Raw genomic sequence first — 16,080 nt, forward strand, 5'->3', positions numbered from 1 at the left:
CTATAAGTTTGCAAAACAAGGCACCTCAATCAAAGAGTGTCAAATGCACGTTATGCTGAAGAAGGGCCTAGAGGTCCTTCTTTTTTGCTTTCTTTTTTCTGACATTTGTCATAATCGGCTTGTGACAACCCACACTAATTGGTTCTCGCGCTTTTTCAATATAATGAGGACATCAAGTAACGAAAGAAGAAATTAGCGGAGGTTAGTACAAAATGACAAAGGCGATTGAATGTATAAATCTAGTGAAGAAATTCGGCAACTACTGTGCCGTTGATCATATGAATCTATCATTTGAGAAAGGTCAAATAACAGCATTGCTCGGACCGAATGGGGCAGGCAAGACAACAACCATTTCCATGATCCTCGGAATGATCAAGCCAACATCAGGAGAAGTCAGGGTCTTGGGGATGCCGTCTGGAACAAAAGAATTACGGCAACGCGTCGGAGCGCTTATGCAGGATGTTAAAGCTGCAGATGGACTTACGGTCAAAGAAGTGCTTCAATTGTTCCGCAGTTATTATCGTAATCCGATGTCGCTAGAGCGATTGTTAGACATTTCGGGTCTCCACGCGGATCAGAAACGGCGCGCATCCTCGCTGTCTGGAGGACAACGTCGTAGATTAGCTTTCGCCCAAAGCTTGGCGGGAAATCCAGAGCTTCTCCTGCTGGATGAACCAACAGTCGGAATGGATATCGAGGCTCGTGGCCGCTTTTGGGACACCATCCAAGCGCTGGCAAATGACGGACGTACGGTACTCTTAACTACACATCATTTAGATGAAGCGGATGCTGTCGCAGATCATATCGCAGTAATCGCCAGTGGACAGGTTGTTGCGGAAGGGACTCCAGAAGGTTTAAAGGCTCAAACAGCGCTTAGAACCGTTTCATTTCGAGCGGCGAACGCGCCAGCCCATCAGGAATGGCTCACATTACCTGGTGTAGAAAAGGCAGAATGCAACGGCGAGCGAATTCGTCTGTATGCTCAAGAGACCGATGTATTGTTATTTACACTGATGCAGTCTGAATGGGGAATTTCAGATATTGATATACAATCAGCCAGCTTAGAAGATACATTCCGAAGTCTTACAGGCTCAAATAAACAAACAATTATACGATAATAAACATTTTTAGGAGGAAAATAGCCATGTTACATATGTTTGTTGCCCAAACCAAAGCAGAAAGTATACGAATTATCCGCAGTCCATTTTTCTTACTCTTCTCCATTGCGATGCCGCTTGCTTTCTACTTTTTATTTGCGAGTATGAATGGTGTAGATAAATCGATTCAATCAACAACTTGGGGTGTCTTTTCATTGATGTCGATGACTGCATTTAGTTTGATTGGTACAGCCGTATCTCAATTCGGTATCCGTCTATCGTTCGAGCATCAAGATGGGTGGGTACGCTTGTTGAAGCTAACTCCACTATCTCCTGCAGTCTGGATTGGCAGCAAAATTGTATCGCAAATGGCTGTTCACTTGATCGTCATTGTAGTTATATTTTTATCTGCTGGCCTTGTTCATGATATACAATTGACAGCCGGGCAATGGATTTTATGCGGACTATGGTTATGGATTGGGAGTATATCTTTTCTGGCGCTTGGTGCATTGCTAGGAACGCTTAAAAATGCGAATACCTCCGTTGCCATCGGAAATGTATTACAGATGGGACTTGCCATTGTGGGGGGGCTTTGGATGCCGCTTAGTACTTTGCCAAGTTGGATGGGCTCGGTCGGGGAATGGCTTCCATCTCACCGTTATGCCAATGGGGCATGGAATATGATCGCTGGAAAAAATCCAGCAAGTATTGATTTCATAATTTTGACAGGATGCGGTCTCCTCTTTATGCTACTATCAATCTATATATATAATCGACGGGATGCGGTCTAATTGAATAGAGAAAAGTGGCGTCTCTTTCCAAAATCGGAAGGAGTCGCTCCTTATATTTTGTTAACAAATTTAATGATACCCATGTACTTTCTACTCTATGAGCCATCAAGTCTACAGTGGCTTGGCTTTGTTCTGTTAGGCATATTCGTTCTATCCTTTCGACAATCCTACTTTTATGCAAAGTGGGCCACGCCAATATTGATCGTTCAGGTGGGTATACTTTTAATTTTAGCAGCTGTATTTCACCCTATGTATACGTTTATAGGTTTTATGATAGCTGCTCCGCTGAGCAAACAAAAGCTGCCGATATTACTCTCTATAACGATCGTTTTCACTGTAGCTATGGGATTTATCGCTGTTCCTTACTTGGAGAGGATGGGCAGCCTAGTATGGATAGGGCTGGTGCCTATGTTTGGCATCTGTATTCTGCCGTATCTTATACGAACATCGACTCGATTTCAACAGAAGTCTGCGCGGTTGCGGGCAGAAACGGCTGAACGAATGGCACAGCAGGAGGAGCGCCAGCGGATTGCACGTGAACTCCATGATACATTGGGCCATACGCTGTCATTAATCGCACTAAAAGGGGAAGTCGTTGAAAAATTGGTCAATCGCCATCCCGAGAGAGCGATAGCAGAGGCTCGTGAAATACGAGAAACGGCACGCGCAGCCTTGAAACAAATGCGTGAATTGGTTACGGAGATGAAAGTCACATACTTCGCTGACGAATATAAGCATGCTGTATCGTTATGTTCAGCTGCGGGCATACCGCTTTTATTTCAATATCAATCGATTTCTGATCCCAGACCTTCTAATGTAGGGACGGAAGACGCATTAGTGAACAATCCGCTTCCGTTAACACCCTTGCAGGAGACGATTTTGGCGATGTGTTTTCGCGAGACGATTACCAATGTGGTACGACATAGCCGAGCAACAAGTTGCAACGTTCTTCTCGACATTCAGGAAGGGGAAGTTCGTGTATCTGTAAGTGATGACGGTATTGGGGCAGATATGGATCAATTCTATACAAGCAGTAATGGCCTCGCCGGATTGCGGCAACGGTTGGTTATGATCGACGGGCGTATGTCGCTGTCCTCATCCTCAGGCAAGGGGACGGAAGTCACCTTACATATACCTAGGGTAATACGAAATGAAAAGGTAGGTAGTGCTTAGATGATTCGTATTGTTTTGGCAGAAGATCAAAAGTTATTAAGGGGAGCACTGGCAACTTTACTCTCGTTAGAAGATGATATTGAAGTAGTCGGACAAGCTGAAAATGGGGAAGAAGTGATGTCCATGATTCAGCAATATGAACCCGATGTAGCTGTTTTGGATATTGAGATGCCACTAAAAACGGGGTTAGATATTGCGGAATTGGTTCAAAAAAATAAGTTAGCTGTTCGTGTCATCATCTTGACGACATTCGCGCGTCCTGGATATTTCCAGCGGGCTATGCAGGCAGGAGTTTATGGATATCTTCTCAAAGATACGGGCAGCGAGGAATTGGCTGATGCGATTCGTCGGGTCTATGATGGGAAACGTGTCATCAATTCAGAATTGTCGCTCGCGGTATGGGATGATCCATGTCCATTATCACCCAGGGAGCGTGAAGTCATGAAGTTGGCTGCCCAAGGCTTAGTTCTTCAAGATATTGGAGCACAGCTGTTTCTATCCTATGGAACGGTACGGAACTATATGTCAGAAGCGATTGGGAAGCTCGGGGCGAATACACGGATCGAGGCGATAGATATCGCACGTAGCAAGGGATGGTTGGATTAAGGAGAGCTCCGAGGTATGGAGGTAAGCGGATCACCCCTCTCAAGAGATGATGCAGCCAGCCCATAGAGAGCTTTAGAAGCTCTCTTTTTTATGATCCGCTACTTAGCATACCGTAACCTAATCAATACATTCCGGCGAATTGTGGTTTTACACAGCCACGGCTCGCCTCCATACATACCATAAAAAGGCGACCGTGATCGGTCGCTTTTTTGCATTTCCTGGACATGCAGCTTTAAGATAATGTCACATACTCTTATAGACAATCATTTTTTATATGTGACTGACGATGAAATTTCTAATCTCTAACCGCTGGAACTTCCGGTCAGTGACGACGCCTTTGAAGCCAGCCAGCAAATTTCGTAGAGACTAGTATGACATCCTCTTCTTTTTTATATGACTATTCCAATGAATCTTACTAATGAAGTATTCCTTCTACTTTTGATGTACAATTGGAATATATTATTAAAAAGGGGAGATAATCCTATGGATCTACTCAAAGGGCAAAAGATAGAAATTACAAAAGGTAGAAAGTTAACTGCCCTTAGTTTTCAATTTGGTTGGACGAAGAAGGAAGCGACGATGAGCATCGATGCAGCATGTTTTCTTTTATCGGAGAAGAATCGATGCGAGCGGGATGAGGATTTTATTTTTTACGGGAATCCCTTTGATCTTTATGGTGCAGTTTCACATAGTGCAACTACTCAAGGGGACCAAGAGACTATTGAGCTGCATCTATCGAAACTGCCGAAAAGCGTTGCAAAAGTAGCCCTTTCTGTGACTATTCATGCTGGGGACGAGCATGGGCTTACGATAAGTGATGCGTCAGACTTTTATTTACGGCTTGTAGATACGATTACGGGAGAAGAATTATTTCGTTTTGAATATGGGAATGATCTGTCAAAGGAAACAGCGATTGTCGTGGGTGAGTTGTACCGATATAACGAGGAATGGAAGTTTAATGCCATTGGCAGTGGATTCTATGGGGGGTTGGCTGCGCTTTGCACGAATTATGGGCTTGTGGTCGAGCAGGCGGAAGAGATTGTCGAAGCTGTAGCAGTCGCGGAAGAGATCGTATTGTCTAAAATAGATTTGCGTAAGAACATTGTGGCGTACACGTTGGAAAAGAAGAAAATGACCCATCTATTGGCTAGAGTAGGCATCGTGCTAGATATTACAGGATCTATGCGGACCTTGTATAAGAATGGGACGGTCCAAGAAGTTGTTGAGCGTATATTGGCGGTAGCTAGCAAATTTGATGACAATGCTGCTTTGGATGTGTGGGTTTATGATCATGAATTCAGTCGATTACCCACTGTGACGGAGCGAGACTTCATTTCCTATGTAAATACTCAAATTTTAAATAATTCGAATATCCATAAGTATGGTCGCAATAATGAGCCTCGAGTTATGGAGGATGTTATTAAGAAATATACCATCGAAGAGGAATCAAGCCTGCCTGTATTCATTATCTTTATCAATGATGGAGGCGTAGTGAAGCCGACTAAAAAAGTGATCGTAGACTCTGCGACTCTTCCAATATTTTGGCAGTTCGTGGGGATAGGAGATTCTGATTTTGAAGTACTAAAACAACTGGATACGATGGAAGGGCGGATTGTCGATAATGCAAATTTCATTCATTTGAAAGATATTTCGGCGGTATCCGATGAAGTGTTGTATGACCAACTCCTGAATGAATTTCCGAAGTGGATCAAGGATGCGACAGAGAAAAAGATTATTCGATGATCATGCAGCCTTTTTACATTGCCATTCTGCTAGCGGGAAACAATGGTTAAGTCTTGGCTATGTTATTTAGGAGCAGACAAGCAGACAGGTTGACTACTCAACTTCCTCAAACGATTTCAGCATCACATTCCGCGAATTGTTGGTTTTGCACAGCCACGGTTCGTAAACACCATCCGCATGAGGATGGTGTTTTTGCATTTTTTTATTTTGAAATCATGATGCAATGATCTTCAATGATCGTGGCCGCTTGTTGACGATCAAATCGATGATTAACCATATTACCTTGAAATCCTCGGCTTTCTCGGTATCCATCTTGAAGCTCAGACCACTATATCGCAGGAATATAACCAGTGTTGTAAAAGCAGTTCTTTTATTTGCGTTGTGGAATTGAAATTCAACATATCTAATCAACGCTAAAGCCATTTTCTTTGAAATTCTAAATATACATAGTCGCGGAATGCCGGGAATGTCTCTTCCAGAAGCGCTACCGTCCACAGCCCGTACGGCGCCACTATATCCCGAAGAAAGACGGTCGCAAGCGCCCGCTCGGCATTCCGTCGATCCAAGACCGAGTTGTACAGATGGCGTTAAAACTGGTGATGGAACCGAATACTCTACCGGGATTATGCGGTGCATACTCCTGTGCTATAATTAGATATAGCGCAGTTTCATTCAGAGAAATCACATTTCTATACATAAATCTATTGGCAAGGGGTGCATTGACCAACCATGCACGATTATTTGCACCACAAGTTGATTATTATCGGCGCAGGCGCATCAGGACTCATGGCCGCCGTTACTGCGCGGGATTTGGGTATTGATACCGCCATTCTGGAGGGTAACGACCGGATTGGGAAAAAAATCTCAATGACAGGCGACGGTCGTTGCAATATTACGAACGATTCCACTACGACGGGTACGGACGACGAAGCGGTGGTCTTATCGCGCAAGTATCACAGCAGTCAGGCTAAATTTCCGTTGCCTGTGCTGCAGCAATTCGGCATCCGTCAGACCATTGATTTCTTTCACGTGCTCGGGCTGCCGCTTACAAAATTGAAAGAGGGCTTAATGTACCCGATGTCGCTACAGGCTGCATCTGTAGTGGATATTTTCGAGCTTGCTCTAGAGGAGCGGAACATTCCGGTATACCTTAACAACAAAGTGCTGGATGTCACCGTATCGGCAGATCATCCACGATTTAAGATTACATGCCGAACTGAAACAGAGGAGCAGGTTGTTTATACCAGCGAATACCTGTTTCTTTGTACGGGCAGTCTTACCGGCCAGAATGCGGGGACGGATGGGTCTGGGTATACACTTGCCCAGCGAATGGGGCACTCCTTGGTAGAGCCTGTTCCGGCCATCGTGCAATTGAAGGTGAAGTATCCCTATCAGAAGGCGCTATCGGGCATCAAGCTCCAGGGACGAGCCCACCTCCTTGTAAATGGTAAAATCGTTCGCAGCGAAGTCGGCGAAATTCATTTCACCGACTACGGTTTCTCCGGCCCTCCGATCCTGCAGCTCGGGCGGAAGGCAGCCATACATCTCGCGAAAGGGGACTCCGTTACCCTATCCGTAGATTTGATGCCGAACCGCACGGAGGAAGAGGTTATCGAATTTCTGGAGACGAACTGGGGAACGTTCGCGCATCGGACGGTCGCGGAGTCCTTCGTCGGTTTTTTACACAAGAAACTGGTCTCCGTCCTGCTGAAGGAAGCGAAAATTGATCAAGAGCCGAACCTGCTTTGCCAAGATCTTTCGTTGAAAACCAAAAAGATCTTTTATAAGTTATTGAAGTGTTGGGAGTTTAAAGTAACCGAAACCCAAAGCTTTGAGTACGCACAAGCGACAGCCGGCGGCGTCGCTACGAAAGAGCTCGTCGAAGATACGCTGGAATCCAAACTCGTGCCTGGGCTCTATTTGGCCGGCGAGGTGATGGATGTCGACGGGGACTTTGGGGGTTACAACCTGCAATGGGCCTGGAGCTCCGGTTATGCGGCCGCGATGGCGTTAGGGAAACGCATTTTTAGATGAAGCCATTAGAAAAAGGAATGAATTCAACACCTATGTATAAGTCGAAATCTACTATGCACCACAAGCTGTTCATTATCGGTGCAGGCGCTTCAGGTCTTATGGCCGCCGTTACTGCGCGAGACCGAGGGATCGATACTGCGATCATTGAAAGCAACGACCGGGTCGGAAAGAAGGTACTAACGACCGGTAATGGGCGTTGTAACATTACGAACAAATCCACGGCGACAGGTACGGACGAAGCGGTCAATTTATCCAGTAAATATCACAGTAATCAAGCGGAATTTCCGCTACCTGTGCTGCAGCAATTCGGCGTTCGGCAAACTGTCGATTTCTTTAACACACTCGGCCTTCCGCTGATCGCTATTGAGAATGGCCGAATGTATCCGATGTCGCTGCAGGCTGCATCGGTGTTAGAAGTTTTCCGGATTGCACTGGAGGATCGGAATGTTCCGATATACTTCAAAACCAAAGTATTGGACGTTACCGTGTCGAAGGAACATCCGCGATTCACGATTGTGTGCCAGACGGAAACAGAGGAAAAGGTCACATATACCAGCGATTATCTCTTCCTCTGTACGGGCGGCCTTACCGCTCCAAAGACAGGAACGGATGGCTCCGGTTACTCACTTGCCCAACGACTGGGACATACCCTGATCGATCCTGTACCCGGGATTGTTCAATTGAAGCTGGATAGCCCATATCTGAATGAACTTTCCGGAGTTAAATTCGAGGGATGGGGGAATATCATTGTAAATGGTGAAGTCATCCGCAGTGAGTATGGAGAGGTTCTGTTTACGAAATATGGCGCTTCTGGCCCGCCGATTCTCCAGTTAAGCCGAAAGGCTGCATATCAACTCGCAAGAGGAGAAACGGTGACCTTATCGCTTGACTTGATGCCAGACCGAACAGAGGAAGAGGTCGTCGATTTTCTGGATACGCATTGGGGAATGTTCGGACACCGGACGGTGGCTGCTTCCCTAATCGGGATTTTAAACAAGAAGCTGATCCCCATCCTCTTGAAAGAGGCGGGAATCGATCAGGACCAGAACCTGCTGTGTCAGGATCTATCGTGGAAAACCAGGAAAGCCTTGTGTCGCCTCATGAAGCATTGGGATTTCATCGTGACCGATACCAATGGTTTCCCGAATGCCCAAACGACAGCCGGCGGCATCGATACGACAGAGTTAAGAGAAGGAACGCTAGAATCGAAGCTCGTGCCTGGGCTCTATTTGGCCGGCGAGGTGATGGATGTGGATGGGGATTGCGGTGGCTATAACCTGCAATGGGCCTGGAGCTCCGGCTATTCCGCCGCGGTGGCACTTGCTGATCAACTTAGAGGCATCATGGAAAAAGATTGATATTATTTTTTAGAATATGCTAGAAGTGGTTGAGCATTTAAATGCGCAATATATAGAAGGTTAAGGTAGAGGGCACCTAAATCTGAGCCGGGCCAGTCCCTAGTCTAAAGTCTAGGTTCAGATACCCCCTAAGACGGTTATGTCAGCCCAATAAAGCGGATATAATGGATTTATTACTCGGAGCGTGACTTAGCCATAAGGGGTGTTTGAATATGAAGGCAACAGAAGCGGCTGCAACGTCGCGGGCAGGCAAGGTGAATTGGGTGCTTTTTAATCCAAAAACCTATGCAACGATTCTCTATTTCTTACTATCTCTCCCGTTAGGGATTATTTATTTTACAGTAGCGATAACGGGACTTACACTATCCATCGGTTTGACTCCAATATTTATCGGAATACCGCTGTTTTTTGGAATAGCTAAGTTGTTGAATGGGATTGTGAATTTTGAACAAAGCATGATTAGACAAATTTTAGGATTACCTACTCCTTCTGTATCGTATACCTACAATCGACAATCTGAAGTTGGGGAGAACTGGTTGAAGCGAATGGTGAGAGACTTTGAGGGTGGGTTATTCATTCGAAATCTGCTGCTTGTATTATTAAGATTTGTAACAGGCATTGTATTCTTTGTTATTATGGTAACGGCGATTTCACTAGGACTCGGATTAATTGCTCTTCCAGTCGTCCATATCATTTTGATGAATGAAATGCAGCTTGATATTTTAGAGAATAGCGTGTTTAGTTATTTTCATATAGATTGGACTTATAATCAGCAATATTTGCTGTACGTAGGCATTGGCCTTATCCTTTTCTGGGTCGCGCTGCGCGTCGTGAATGGGCTCATGCAAATTCTTCGTAGAATCATGTATGTGGATGAGCCCTATCAGCAGCCGTCAGTGCCGCCAATGGAAGCACACATACATGCGCCCGTTCAGTCGCAATATTACGAGTACCCAGAGGATCACCCCACTCAAGGGATGATGCAGCCAGCCCAAAGAGAGCTTTAGAAGCTCTCTTTTTTAAACTCCACTACTTGAAGCGTGATTTATTTGGACAACTGAAGAGCTTAGCGAAATTCGTCTGACAGGTTTAAAAGATACGATGAAAAACCCGACCGTTTGAGGCCGGGCTTTTGTCTATGCGATTGTAACAATTTTCATATATAATTGAACTGAAGTAATGTCATGCTGTCAACAGCGGTCGGAAGTCAAGTCTTTCGTATTGTGACTCTCCAGGTTCATCCGTAAATCTTTAGATAACTAAAATATAATTAAATGAGGGAAGCGAATGAATTTTTTGCGGGAGTTTTTTGCTAACAATATAGTAAGAAGAATTCTGTTCCTCTTACTTGTCGTTTTATTGCTTTATAGCTTAAGAGGTATGCTCAATTTGCTGTTATTGCTGTTTCTTGTTACCTTCGTCATGGGACGCCTAGAGCACTTTATTACGAAGAAAATATCTAAGCTGTTTCCTATATCGTCTATTGTCGTTAATACGATATTGTATGGGGCTTTAATATTTGGGCTTGTATACGGAATTGCCAATTATGTTCCGAAGCTCATTAATCAAATTTCTGATTTATATTTTTCCATTATCAAATTCGTGAATACACCTCAGTCGGATGAAATTGCTGAGCTTGTCTCCTCCGCGCTGGGTAAGCTGGAATTAGAGCAATACGGAAGCCAGGCATTAAATTATATTCTGAAGATAGGCAAATGGGCCGAGGTTATCATTTTTGTTATTGTATTGAGCTACTTCTACTTAATCCAGAAGAAAACAGTCAATGACTTTACAGATAAGTTGAGCAAAAGCAAAATAAGCTGGGCTTACAATGAGTTTAAATATTTTGGCAAAAAATTCACCTCTTCCTTCGGTAAAGTGATCGAGGTTCAACTGATGATCGCCTTGTTCAACACGATTCTAACGACTATCGGGTTGTCGATTTTGGGCTACCCTTACTTGTTCGCTCTAACGATTATGGTATTTTTACTAAGCCTTATCCCGGTAGTCGGTGTTGTTATTTCCTTCATTCCAATCAGTATTATCGGTTACCAGATTGGTGGTATCTCAACCGTCATTTGGGCGATTGTCATGATTTTGCTCATCCATGCAGTTGAGACATACTTCTTAAATCCGAAGCTGTATGCTCACAAAACGAAGCTGCCGATGTTCTACACCTTTATTGTTCTTATTTTCTCCCAGCACTTCATGGGGATCTGGGGGCTTATTATCGGGATTCCGATCTTTATGTTCCTGCTCGATATTTTTGAAGTCGATCAAAGCAACGCGGTATCATCAAAAAAAGAAGCTGTACAGCTTTCAGGAGAAAACGTAAGTCCTAGAAGTCATCATTTCCAGCACAACGAAGATAAAGAAGAATCCTGACCTCGGAGTCCTCCATGCGGATATTAGCTGGATGGGATAAATATAAGATAAGAAAAATGACTACAGAAAATTCTGTAGTCATTTTCTATGAAAGTCAGAAGATTAAGGAATGACTTTCCACACGTCGGCTCCACCTGGAGTCTCACCTAAAGTCCACCATTTCGCTTCATAGTTCACACCGTTATGGGTTACTTTGCTGCCACCAACATAAACCGTGGATGCATCCCAGGCAGGGTATGTGACAGGTGCGCTAGGTGTCGTTACATTGACAATATTGCTAGCAGCGGATACATTGCCAGCGGCATCAAGAGCTTTTACCGTAAAGGAGTAAGCCGTATTTGGCGACAGGCCTGTAACCGTGTATTCAAGCGCTGAACCCGAAACCGTAGCGACTAATGTCGAGCCTTGGAACACTTGATAGCCAGTTACACCCACATTGTCCGTTGAAGCATTCCACATTAAAGGCACTGTAGTAGATGTAGTTGTACCCATCACATGTAAGCTTGTAGGTGCTGAAGGAGCCTCCGTATCAGGACCTACTACAGCTAGTGTGGTAAAGGATGCAGGATTGCTGGCGGGTGATATGTTCCCAGCAGCATCTACTGCTTTAACGGTGATGTTATAAGTTGTATTCGGTGTTAAGCCTGTTAGATTGTAATTCAATGCACTTGTGGAACCAATTTGGGTTGAGCCGTTAAAAATACGGTAATTCGTAACGCCAACATTATCAGTAGCAGCATTCCAAGAAATTGTTGCACTCGTGGTTGCGACATTGGAAGCTGTTACTCCTGTCGGAGCAGTTGGCGCTGTTGTATCTGGATTTCCACCACCGGTGAAGTTCACATCGATAACGTTATAGAATGCATTTCCTGTGTCCGCAATTTCCCAAACAGCGAGGATGACTTGATACCCCGTTCTGCTCGGTACGTTACAAGTGTCGGAATAAGTATTGGATGGCATCCCTTTATACGGTACATTACAGAAAGGGGTTAAGTCGAAGGATGCACGAGTTAATGGTGCATTCGGGTCCCAGTCCTGCTTGGTAATGTAGTATTTCCAGCTAGCTGTAGCATGCGGCACTTTTAACTTCCAGTCAAAAGTCGTTTGTCCAGGTGAAATGTTTACTTTTGTCCAACGAGTTGCGGATTGCTGATCAAGTGGAGCGAACAAGCCGTTAGCACTTGCAATTTTACCATCGGCTGGACCTGCTGCCGGGAATCCTTTTGCTGCTTCTAAGCTATACGGTTCATAAATAATAAGTCCACAATTCGTATTGACTCCTCTTGCACATAAATCCGCACGGCTGGAAGGATTACTTACATATCCGTGAGCGGATGCTTTGGACTCGAATAAGAATAGTGTCATAACAGCGAGCGTCATTAATAGACCGCCAGCCAAGACCTTCTTAATGAGTCCGGAATTGGGAAAACGTAGGGTTAACATCAATAAAAAAACCTCCTCTTTTAGATAAACTATGCACGAAGAACCAAACGATCATTCGTACCTTGATGGCATAACGACGTGTTTTCTCACCTCCTTCCAGGTCAATATGTATGCTCAATAAGTAAACATAAATAACTAATGGTTGGTGTAATAAATGATTGTGTTGGTGAATAAGAGGGGATTTCTGACGTAGGTGGTAAAATATAAGCGGATCACATTTTAGGATAATTATGGAATTAAAAGTAATTTAAAAACATTTTATAACAGGCTTTTGTGCACTGCAATAGTTAATGAGAACCAGAAGAGTGTGAAACATCCACATCTTCTCCCAGGATTAACTGAAGAAGACATTCAGGCTGACGTTACGGGGTGTCGGGGTTTCGCTTTCGATGCAGGGATTCGACTCCCCTCGGCTCCATAGATAAAACCCGCCCATAGAGCGGGTTTTCGCATTTTTTATGGTTAAAATCTAGTCCGAAACTGTGTGAAGTAAAATAGCCGTAAAGCCGTATATCAAGATGCTGTCCTGATGTTCGATCGTTCGAGAACAGGGTGCAAAGTGAAAACATGCTTATGAAAACAAAGGTTCCGCTATAAATAAAGAACCCGACAGTACATCGGGTTGGATAAATTCGTGAATTGTAAAAAAAATCCTCGCGTTAATCGGTTAAATGAACGGACTCATTGAAAATTTGGTCAACTCGCATTATTACATCAGCCACCCATACCTTTATAACGGTGCGCAAGTGCTTTATGGTAATATTCTTGCTCGGCATATTTATAAAAGAACGGTGGATTGCCCGCGCAAGCCATCTTCATTCGCTCAAAATGTTCAGCTTTCACAAAATGATAACCAGCCATTTGTTCAGGATCGTAAGACCTATTTTGTAAATAAACCGTTTCGGACAAAATAACACACTCCTTTTTAGATTTGGTGTTCGATCTAGGCAATAATAATATATGTCGATAGCCCAAAAATCTCCTGTGATATTAGCCTAATCTAGGTGGAAATACTCGAGGAGATTGAAGAATTTACGCCCCTATCATCCGAACTTTATGAGGGGAAAGGATATCCCATCTACGGCTTTCTTATTTTGCACAACACTTCTCTGGAACACCACATAGGTATTTGTCATATGTTATATAGATGTGTTTTTCAAATTATGACAAAGGAGTATGCAACTCATGAATAGATTTATGTTCTATGGCTATCCGCGACCATATGCCCCATTCCCAGCTCCGCAATATTATCGGAATGAAGATGTACAGCGCAAGGAAACTTCGGTATTACCAAAAAATGTTATGTATACGACAACTGTGGAACCCAAATTCACTGAGCATTTGATCCAGCACATAGGGCTAATGATTGCCATCACGACAACTGTCGGCAAATTGGTAGGTACTCTGGATGATGTTTTCATTGATCACGTAGCTCTTGTAGTCCATGGAAAAAAGCATCACATTCGATTATGTGAAATCGTTTATTTTGAAAAAGCAGAAGAGAAATAAACAATGGACGAGAGCCGATCTACGAGGCTTTGAACGAAATCTTCATCAAGGAAGGGCTAGGAATTGTTCATGGTTAAGATCAATACGAAAAAAGGCACCGTTTCGGTGCTTAGGCTGTCGAGAAAGTCTCGACAGCTCTTTTTTGTATATTTAATTCAACACGACACCGCGTTAATATGGTATAATAATAGTAAATAAACCGTTCGGAAGGGTGTTAAATATGTTGCGTTCGAACCGAGAAAAACAGCAGGCTTACGAGTTCGTTTCGATTGAAGAATTGGTTCCTCAAGATCATCTGCTCCGTAAAGTGGACAAGTATATCGATTTCTCTTTCATCGACGAAAAGGTCCGTCCGCTTTACTGTGCTGATAATGGGAGACCAGCCATCGACCCTGTCGTGTTATTTAAGATGATTTTCCTCGGTTATTTTTACGGCATCCGTTCCGAACGTCAACTCGAACGTGATATTCAGACCAACCTCGCCTATCGCTGGTTTTTGGGGTTAGGTCTGACCGACAAAGTGCCGGACCATTCTACGATTAGCTGGAATCGTCGCACTCGTTTTAAAGATACGGAGATTTTTCAAGAGGTCTTTGATGAGATTGTGCTGCAAGCCATTCAGCACCGTATGGTAGGTGGACGCGTCCTGGTTTCCGATTCGACCCATGTCAAAGCGAATGCGAATAAGCATAAGTACACAAAGGAACAGGTTTTACAAAACACCCGTGATTATGTAGGTGAACTTAATGCCGCCGTAGAGGCCGACCGGAAGGCACATGGAAAAAAGCGCTAAAGCCTAGAGAGGACGTGATGGAGGAAAAGGAAGTCAAAGTGAGCACGACAGATCCGGACAGCGGTTATATGATCCGCGATGGGAAACCGGAAGGATTTTTCTACTTAGACCACCGTACCGTAGACCTGAAATACAATATGATTACGGATGTACATGTCACTGCGGGAAATGTCCATGATTCTATACCCTATTTGTCCCGTTTGGATCGTCAACAACAACGATTTGGTTTTAAAGTAGAAGCTGTTGCTCTGGATTCCGGGTACTTGACTTCACCTATCTGCAAAGGGCTGCAAAGCCGAAACATATTTGCTGTTATTGCTCACCGAAGATTCCATCCGACTCAAGGTTTATTCCCAAAATGGAAGTTCACGTATGAAGCAGAGCGTAACCTTTATATCTGCCCGGCAGAGCACGAACTGCAATACAAGACGACCAACCGCGAGGGATACCGGCAGTACGCTTCAGATCCTCAGCACTGCAAGAGGTGTCCGTTATTAAACGAATGCACGCGGTCTCGCAACCACCGAAAGGTGGTAACCCGTCACGTCTGGGAGGACAGCAAAGAATGGGTGCGAGGCAACCGGTTGAGTCGATCCGGGAAATATCTCTACCGAAAACGAAAAGAAACGATTGAGCGAAGCTTCGCGGACGCAAAAGAGCTCCATGGGTTTCGCTATTGCCGTTTGCGCGGGTTGCAGAACGTCAGGGAGCAGGCCCTGATGACAGCAGCCGTACAGAATATGAAGAAGATGGCGATCCACCTGGATCGCCTGGAAAACAGGGGGTAATCCCCCACTTCCCCTTTTGAAGTGACCATTTGAAATGTGAGAAACCCTGTACTTTGAAAAAAGTACAGGGTTTCTCGACAATTTGGGCACCGTTTCGGTGCTCTTTTTGTTTTCTTAAAAGTCTTACAAATATCCAAATCAACCCGGCGATGTCTTAATCGTTTGTTGTTGACGATCTATTCGGGACAGATAAGGAACCGAGTCATGTACATTGCCCGGCGTAATATGGACATTCGTAATCATATTGTATTTTTATCTGGTTTCCCATCTTTTTAGAAAGCGACTTGTCACTTTTCGAAGAAACGGATCACCTCTCTTTGTTCAATGAATTTTCATTTCATTTGTGTTTTTAATCACAAG

Annotated in this window: 13 protein-coding genes and 1 pseudogene; 12 read left to right on the top strand and 2 right to left on the bottom strand. The window is 44.2% G+C overall.

All coding sequences use genetic code 11. The features are described from left to right. Positions 1-212 precede the first annotated feature (212 nt). From NYE54_RS01575 to NYE54_RS01620, 10 genes and pseudogenes are all read left to right on the top strand, one after another. On the top strand, positions 213-1,118 hold the full coding sequence (locus NYE54_RS01575) for an ABC transporter ATP-binding protein (RefSeq protein WP_339269511.1): 906 nt from the start codon (positions 213-215) through the stop codon (positions 1,116-1,118). 26 nt (positions 1,119-1,144) lie between these two features. Next, on the top strand, positions 1,145-1,888 hold the full coding sequence (locus NYE54_RS01580; RefSeq protein WP_098741436.1) for an ABC transporter permease: 744 nt from the start codon (positions 1,145-1,147) through the stop codon (positions 1,886-1,888). After that, positions 1,889-3,061, top strand: coding sequence for a sensor histidine kinase (locus NYE54_RS01585; protein ID WP_339269513.1), 1,173 nt, complete (start codon positions 1,889-1,891; stop codon positions 3,059-3,061). Then, positions 3,062-3,667 carry a response regulator transcription factor gene (locus NYE54_RS01590; RefSeq protein WP_054404444.1) on the top strand — a complete coding sequence of 202 codons (606 nt, stop codon included), beginning with the start codon at positions 3,062-3,064 and terminating at the stop codon, positions 3,665-3,667. A 483-nt stretch (positions 3,668-4,150) separates the two neighbouring features. Continuing rightward, positions 4,151-4,618, top strand: a pseudogene (locus NYE54_RS01595) (TerD family protein); the annotation flags it as partial. A gap of 180 nt (positions 4,619-4,798) precedes the next feature. Continuing rightward, positions 4,799-5,410, top strand: coding sequence for a VWA domain-containing protein (locus NYE54_RS01600; protein ID WP_339273357.1), 612 nt, complete (start codon positions 4,799-4,801; stop codon positions 5,408-5,410). 729 nt (positions 5,411-6,139) lie between these two features. Next, positions 6,140-7,444 carry an NAD(P)/FAD-dependent oxidoreductase gene (locus NYE54_RS01605; RefSeq protein ID WP_339269517.1) on the top strand — a complete coding sequence of 435 codons (1,305 nt, stop codon included), beginning with the start codon at positions 6,140-6,142 and terminating at the stop codon, positions 7,442-7,444. Positions 7,445-7,476: 32 nt separating this feature from the next. Beyond that, a complete protein-coding gene (locus NYE54_RS01610; protein WP_339269518.1) occupies positions 7,477-8,802 on the top strand; it encodes an NAD(P)/FAD-dependent oxidoreductase in 1,326 nt (441 codons plus the stop codon). A gap of 212 nt (positions 8,803-9,014) precedes the next feature. Beyond that, positions 9,015-9,809: a sensor domain-containing protein gene (locus NYE54_RS01615; RefSeq protein WP_339269520.1), complete on the top strand. Its 795-nt coding sequence runs from the start codon at positions 9,015-9,017 to the stop codon at positions 9,807-9,809. A gap of 373 nt (positions 9,810-10,182) precedes the next feature. Next, on the top strand, positions 10,183-11,187 hold the full coding sequence (locus tag NYE54_RS01620; protein ID WP_339273359.1) for an AI-2E family transporter: 1,005 nt from the start codon (positions 10,183-10,185) through the stop codon (positions 11,185-11,187). A 102-nt stretch (positions 11,188-11,289) separates the two neighbouring features. On the opposite strand, the gene NYE54_RS01625 is transcribed toward NYE54_RS01620, so the two are convergent. Together NYE54_RS01625 and NYE54_RS01630 are read right to left on the bottom strand one after the other, a co-directional pair. Continuing rightward, entirely contained in the window at positions 11,290-12,630 is a 1,341-nt protein-coding gene (locus tag NYE54_RS01625; RefSeq protein WP_339269522.1) for a lytic polysaccharide monooxygenase, read from the bottom strand. Between the two features lie 714 nt (positions 12,631-13,344). Further along, complete coding sequence (locus NYE54_RS01630; RefSeq protein ID WP_339269524.1) at positions 13,345-13,539, bottom strand: hypothetical protein; 195 nt, start codon at positions 13,537-13,539, stop codon at positions 13,345-13,347. Between the two features lie 276 nt (positions 13,540-13,815). Between NYE54_RS01630 and NYE54_RS01635 the strand changes: the two genes are divergently transcribed. Both NYE54_RS01635 and NYE54_RS01640 read left to right on the top strand, forming a co-directional pair. Further along, the gene (locus NYE54_RS01635; RefSeq protein WP_339269526.1) at positions 13,816-14,139 is read left to right on the top strand and encodes a DUF2642 domain-containing protein; all 324 of its coding nucleotides are present in this window, start codon (positions 13,816-13,818) and stop codon (positions 14,137-14,139) included. A gap of 220 nt (positions 14,140-14,359) precedes the next feature. Further along, a protein-coding gene (locus NYE54_RS01640; RefSeq protein WP_339265776.1) for an IS1182 family transposase occupies positions 14,360-15,720 on the top strand; the annotation gives its coding sequence in 2 pieces (ribosomal slippage) (positions 14,360-14,927 and positions 14,927-15,720; 1,362 coding nt in all). Positions 15,721-16,080: the final 360 nt, after the last annotated feature.

This window comes from Paenibacillus sp. FSL K6-1330 (assembly GCF_037976825.1).
GTDB lineage: Bacteria > Bacillota > Bacilli > Paenibacillales > Paenibacillaceae > Paenibacillus_AQ.

Coding starts and splice junctions, on each gene's coding strand:
- NYE54_RS01590 (WP_054404444.1), top strand. CDS start 3,062: ATGATTCGTATTGTTTTGGCAGAAGATCAAAAGTTATTAAGGGGAGCA.
- NYE54_RS01610 (WP_339269518.1), top strand. CDS start 7,477: ATGTATAAGTCGAAATCTACTATGCACCACAAGCTGTTCATTATCGGT.
- NYE54_RS01580 (WP_098741436.1), top strand. CDS start 1,145: ATGTTACATATGTTTGTTGCCCAAACCAAAGCAGAAAGTATACGAATT.
- NYE54_RS01600 (WP_339273357.1), top strand. CDS start 4,799: ATGACCCATCTATTGGCTAGAGTAGGCATCGTGCTAGATATTACAGGA.
- NYE54_RS01575 (WP_339269511.1), top strand. CDS start 213: ATGACAAAGGCGATTGAATGTATAAATCTAGTGAAGAAATTCGGCAAC.
- NYE54_RS01635 (WP_339269526.1), top strand. CDS start 13,816: ATGAATAGATTTATGTTCTATGGCTATCCGCGACCATATGCCCCATTC.
- NYE54_RS01620 (WP_339273359.1), top strand. CDS start 10,183: ATGCTCAATTTGCTGTTATTGCTGTTTCTTGTTACCTTCGTCATGGGA.
- NYE54_RS01605 (WP_339269517.1), top strand. CDS start 6,140: ATGCACGATTATTTGCACCACAAGTTGATTATTATCGGCGCAGGCGCA.
- NYE54_RS01615 (WP_339269520.1), top strand. CDS start 9,015: ATGAAGGCAACAGAAGCGGCTGCAACGTCGCGGGCAGGCAAGGTGAAT.
- NYE54_RS01625 (WP_339269522.1), bottom strand. CDS start 12,630: ATGTTAACCCTACGTTTTCCCAATTCCGGACTCATTAAGAAGGTCTTG.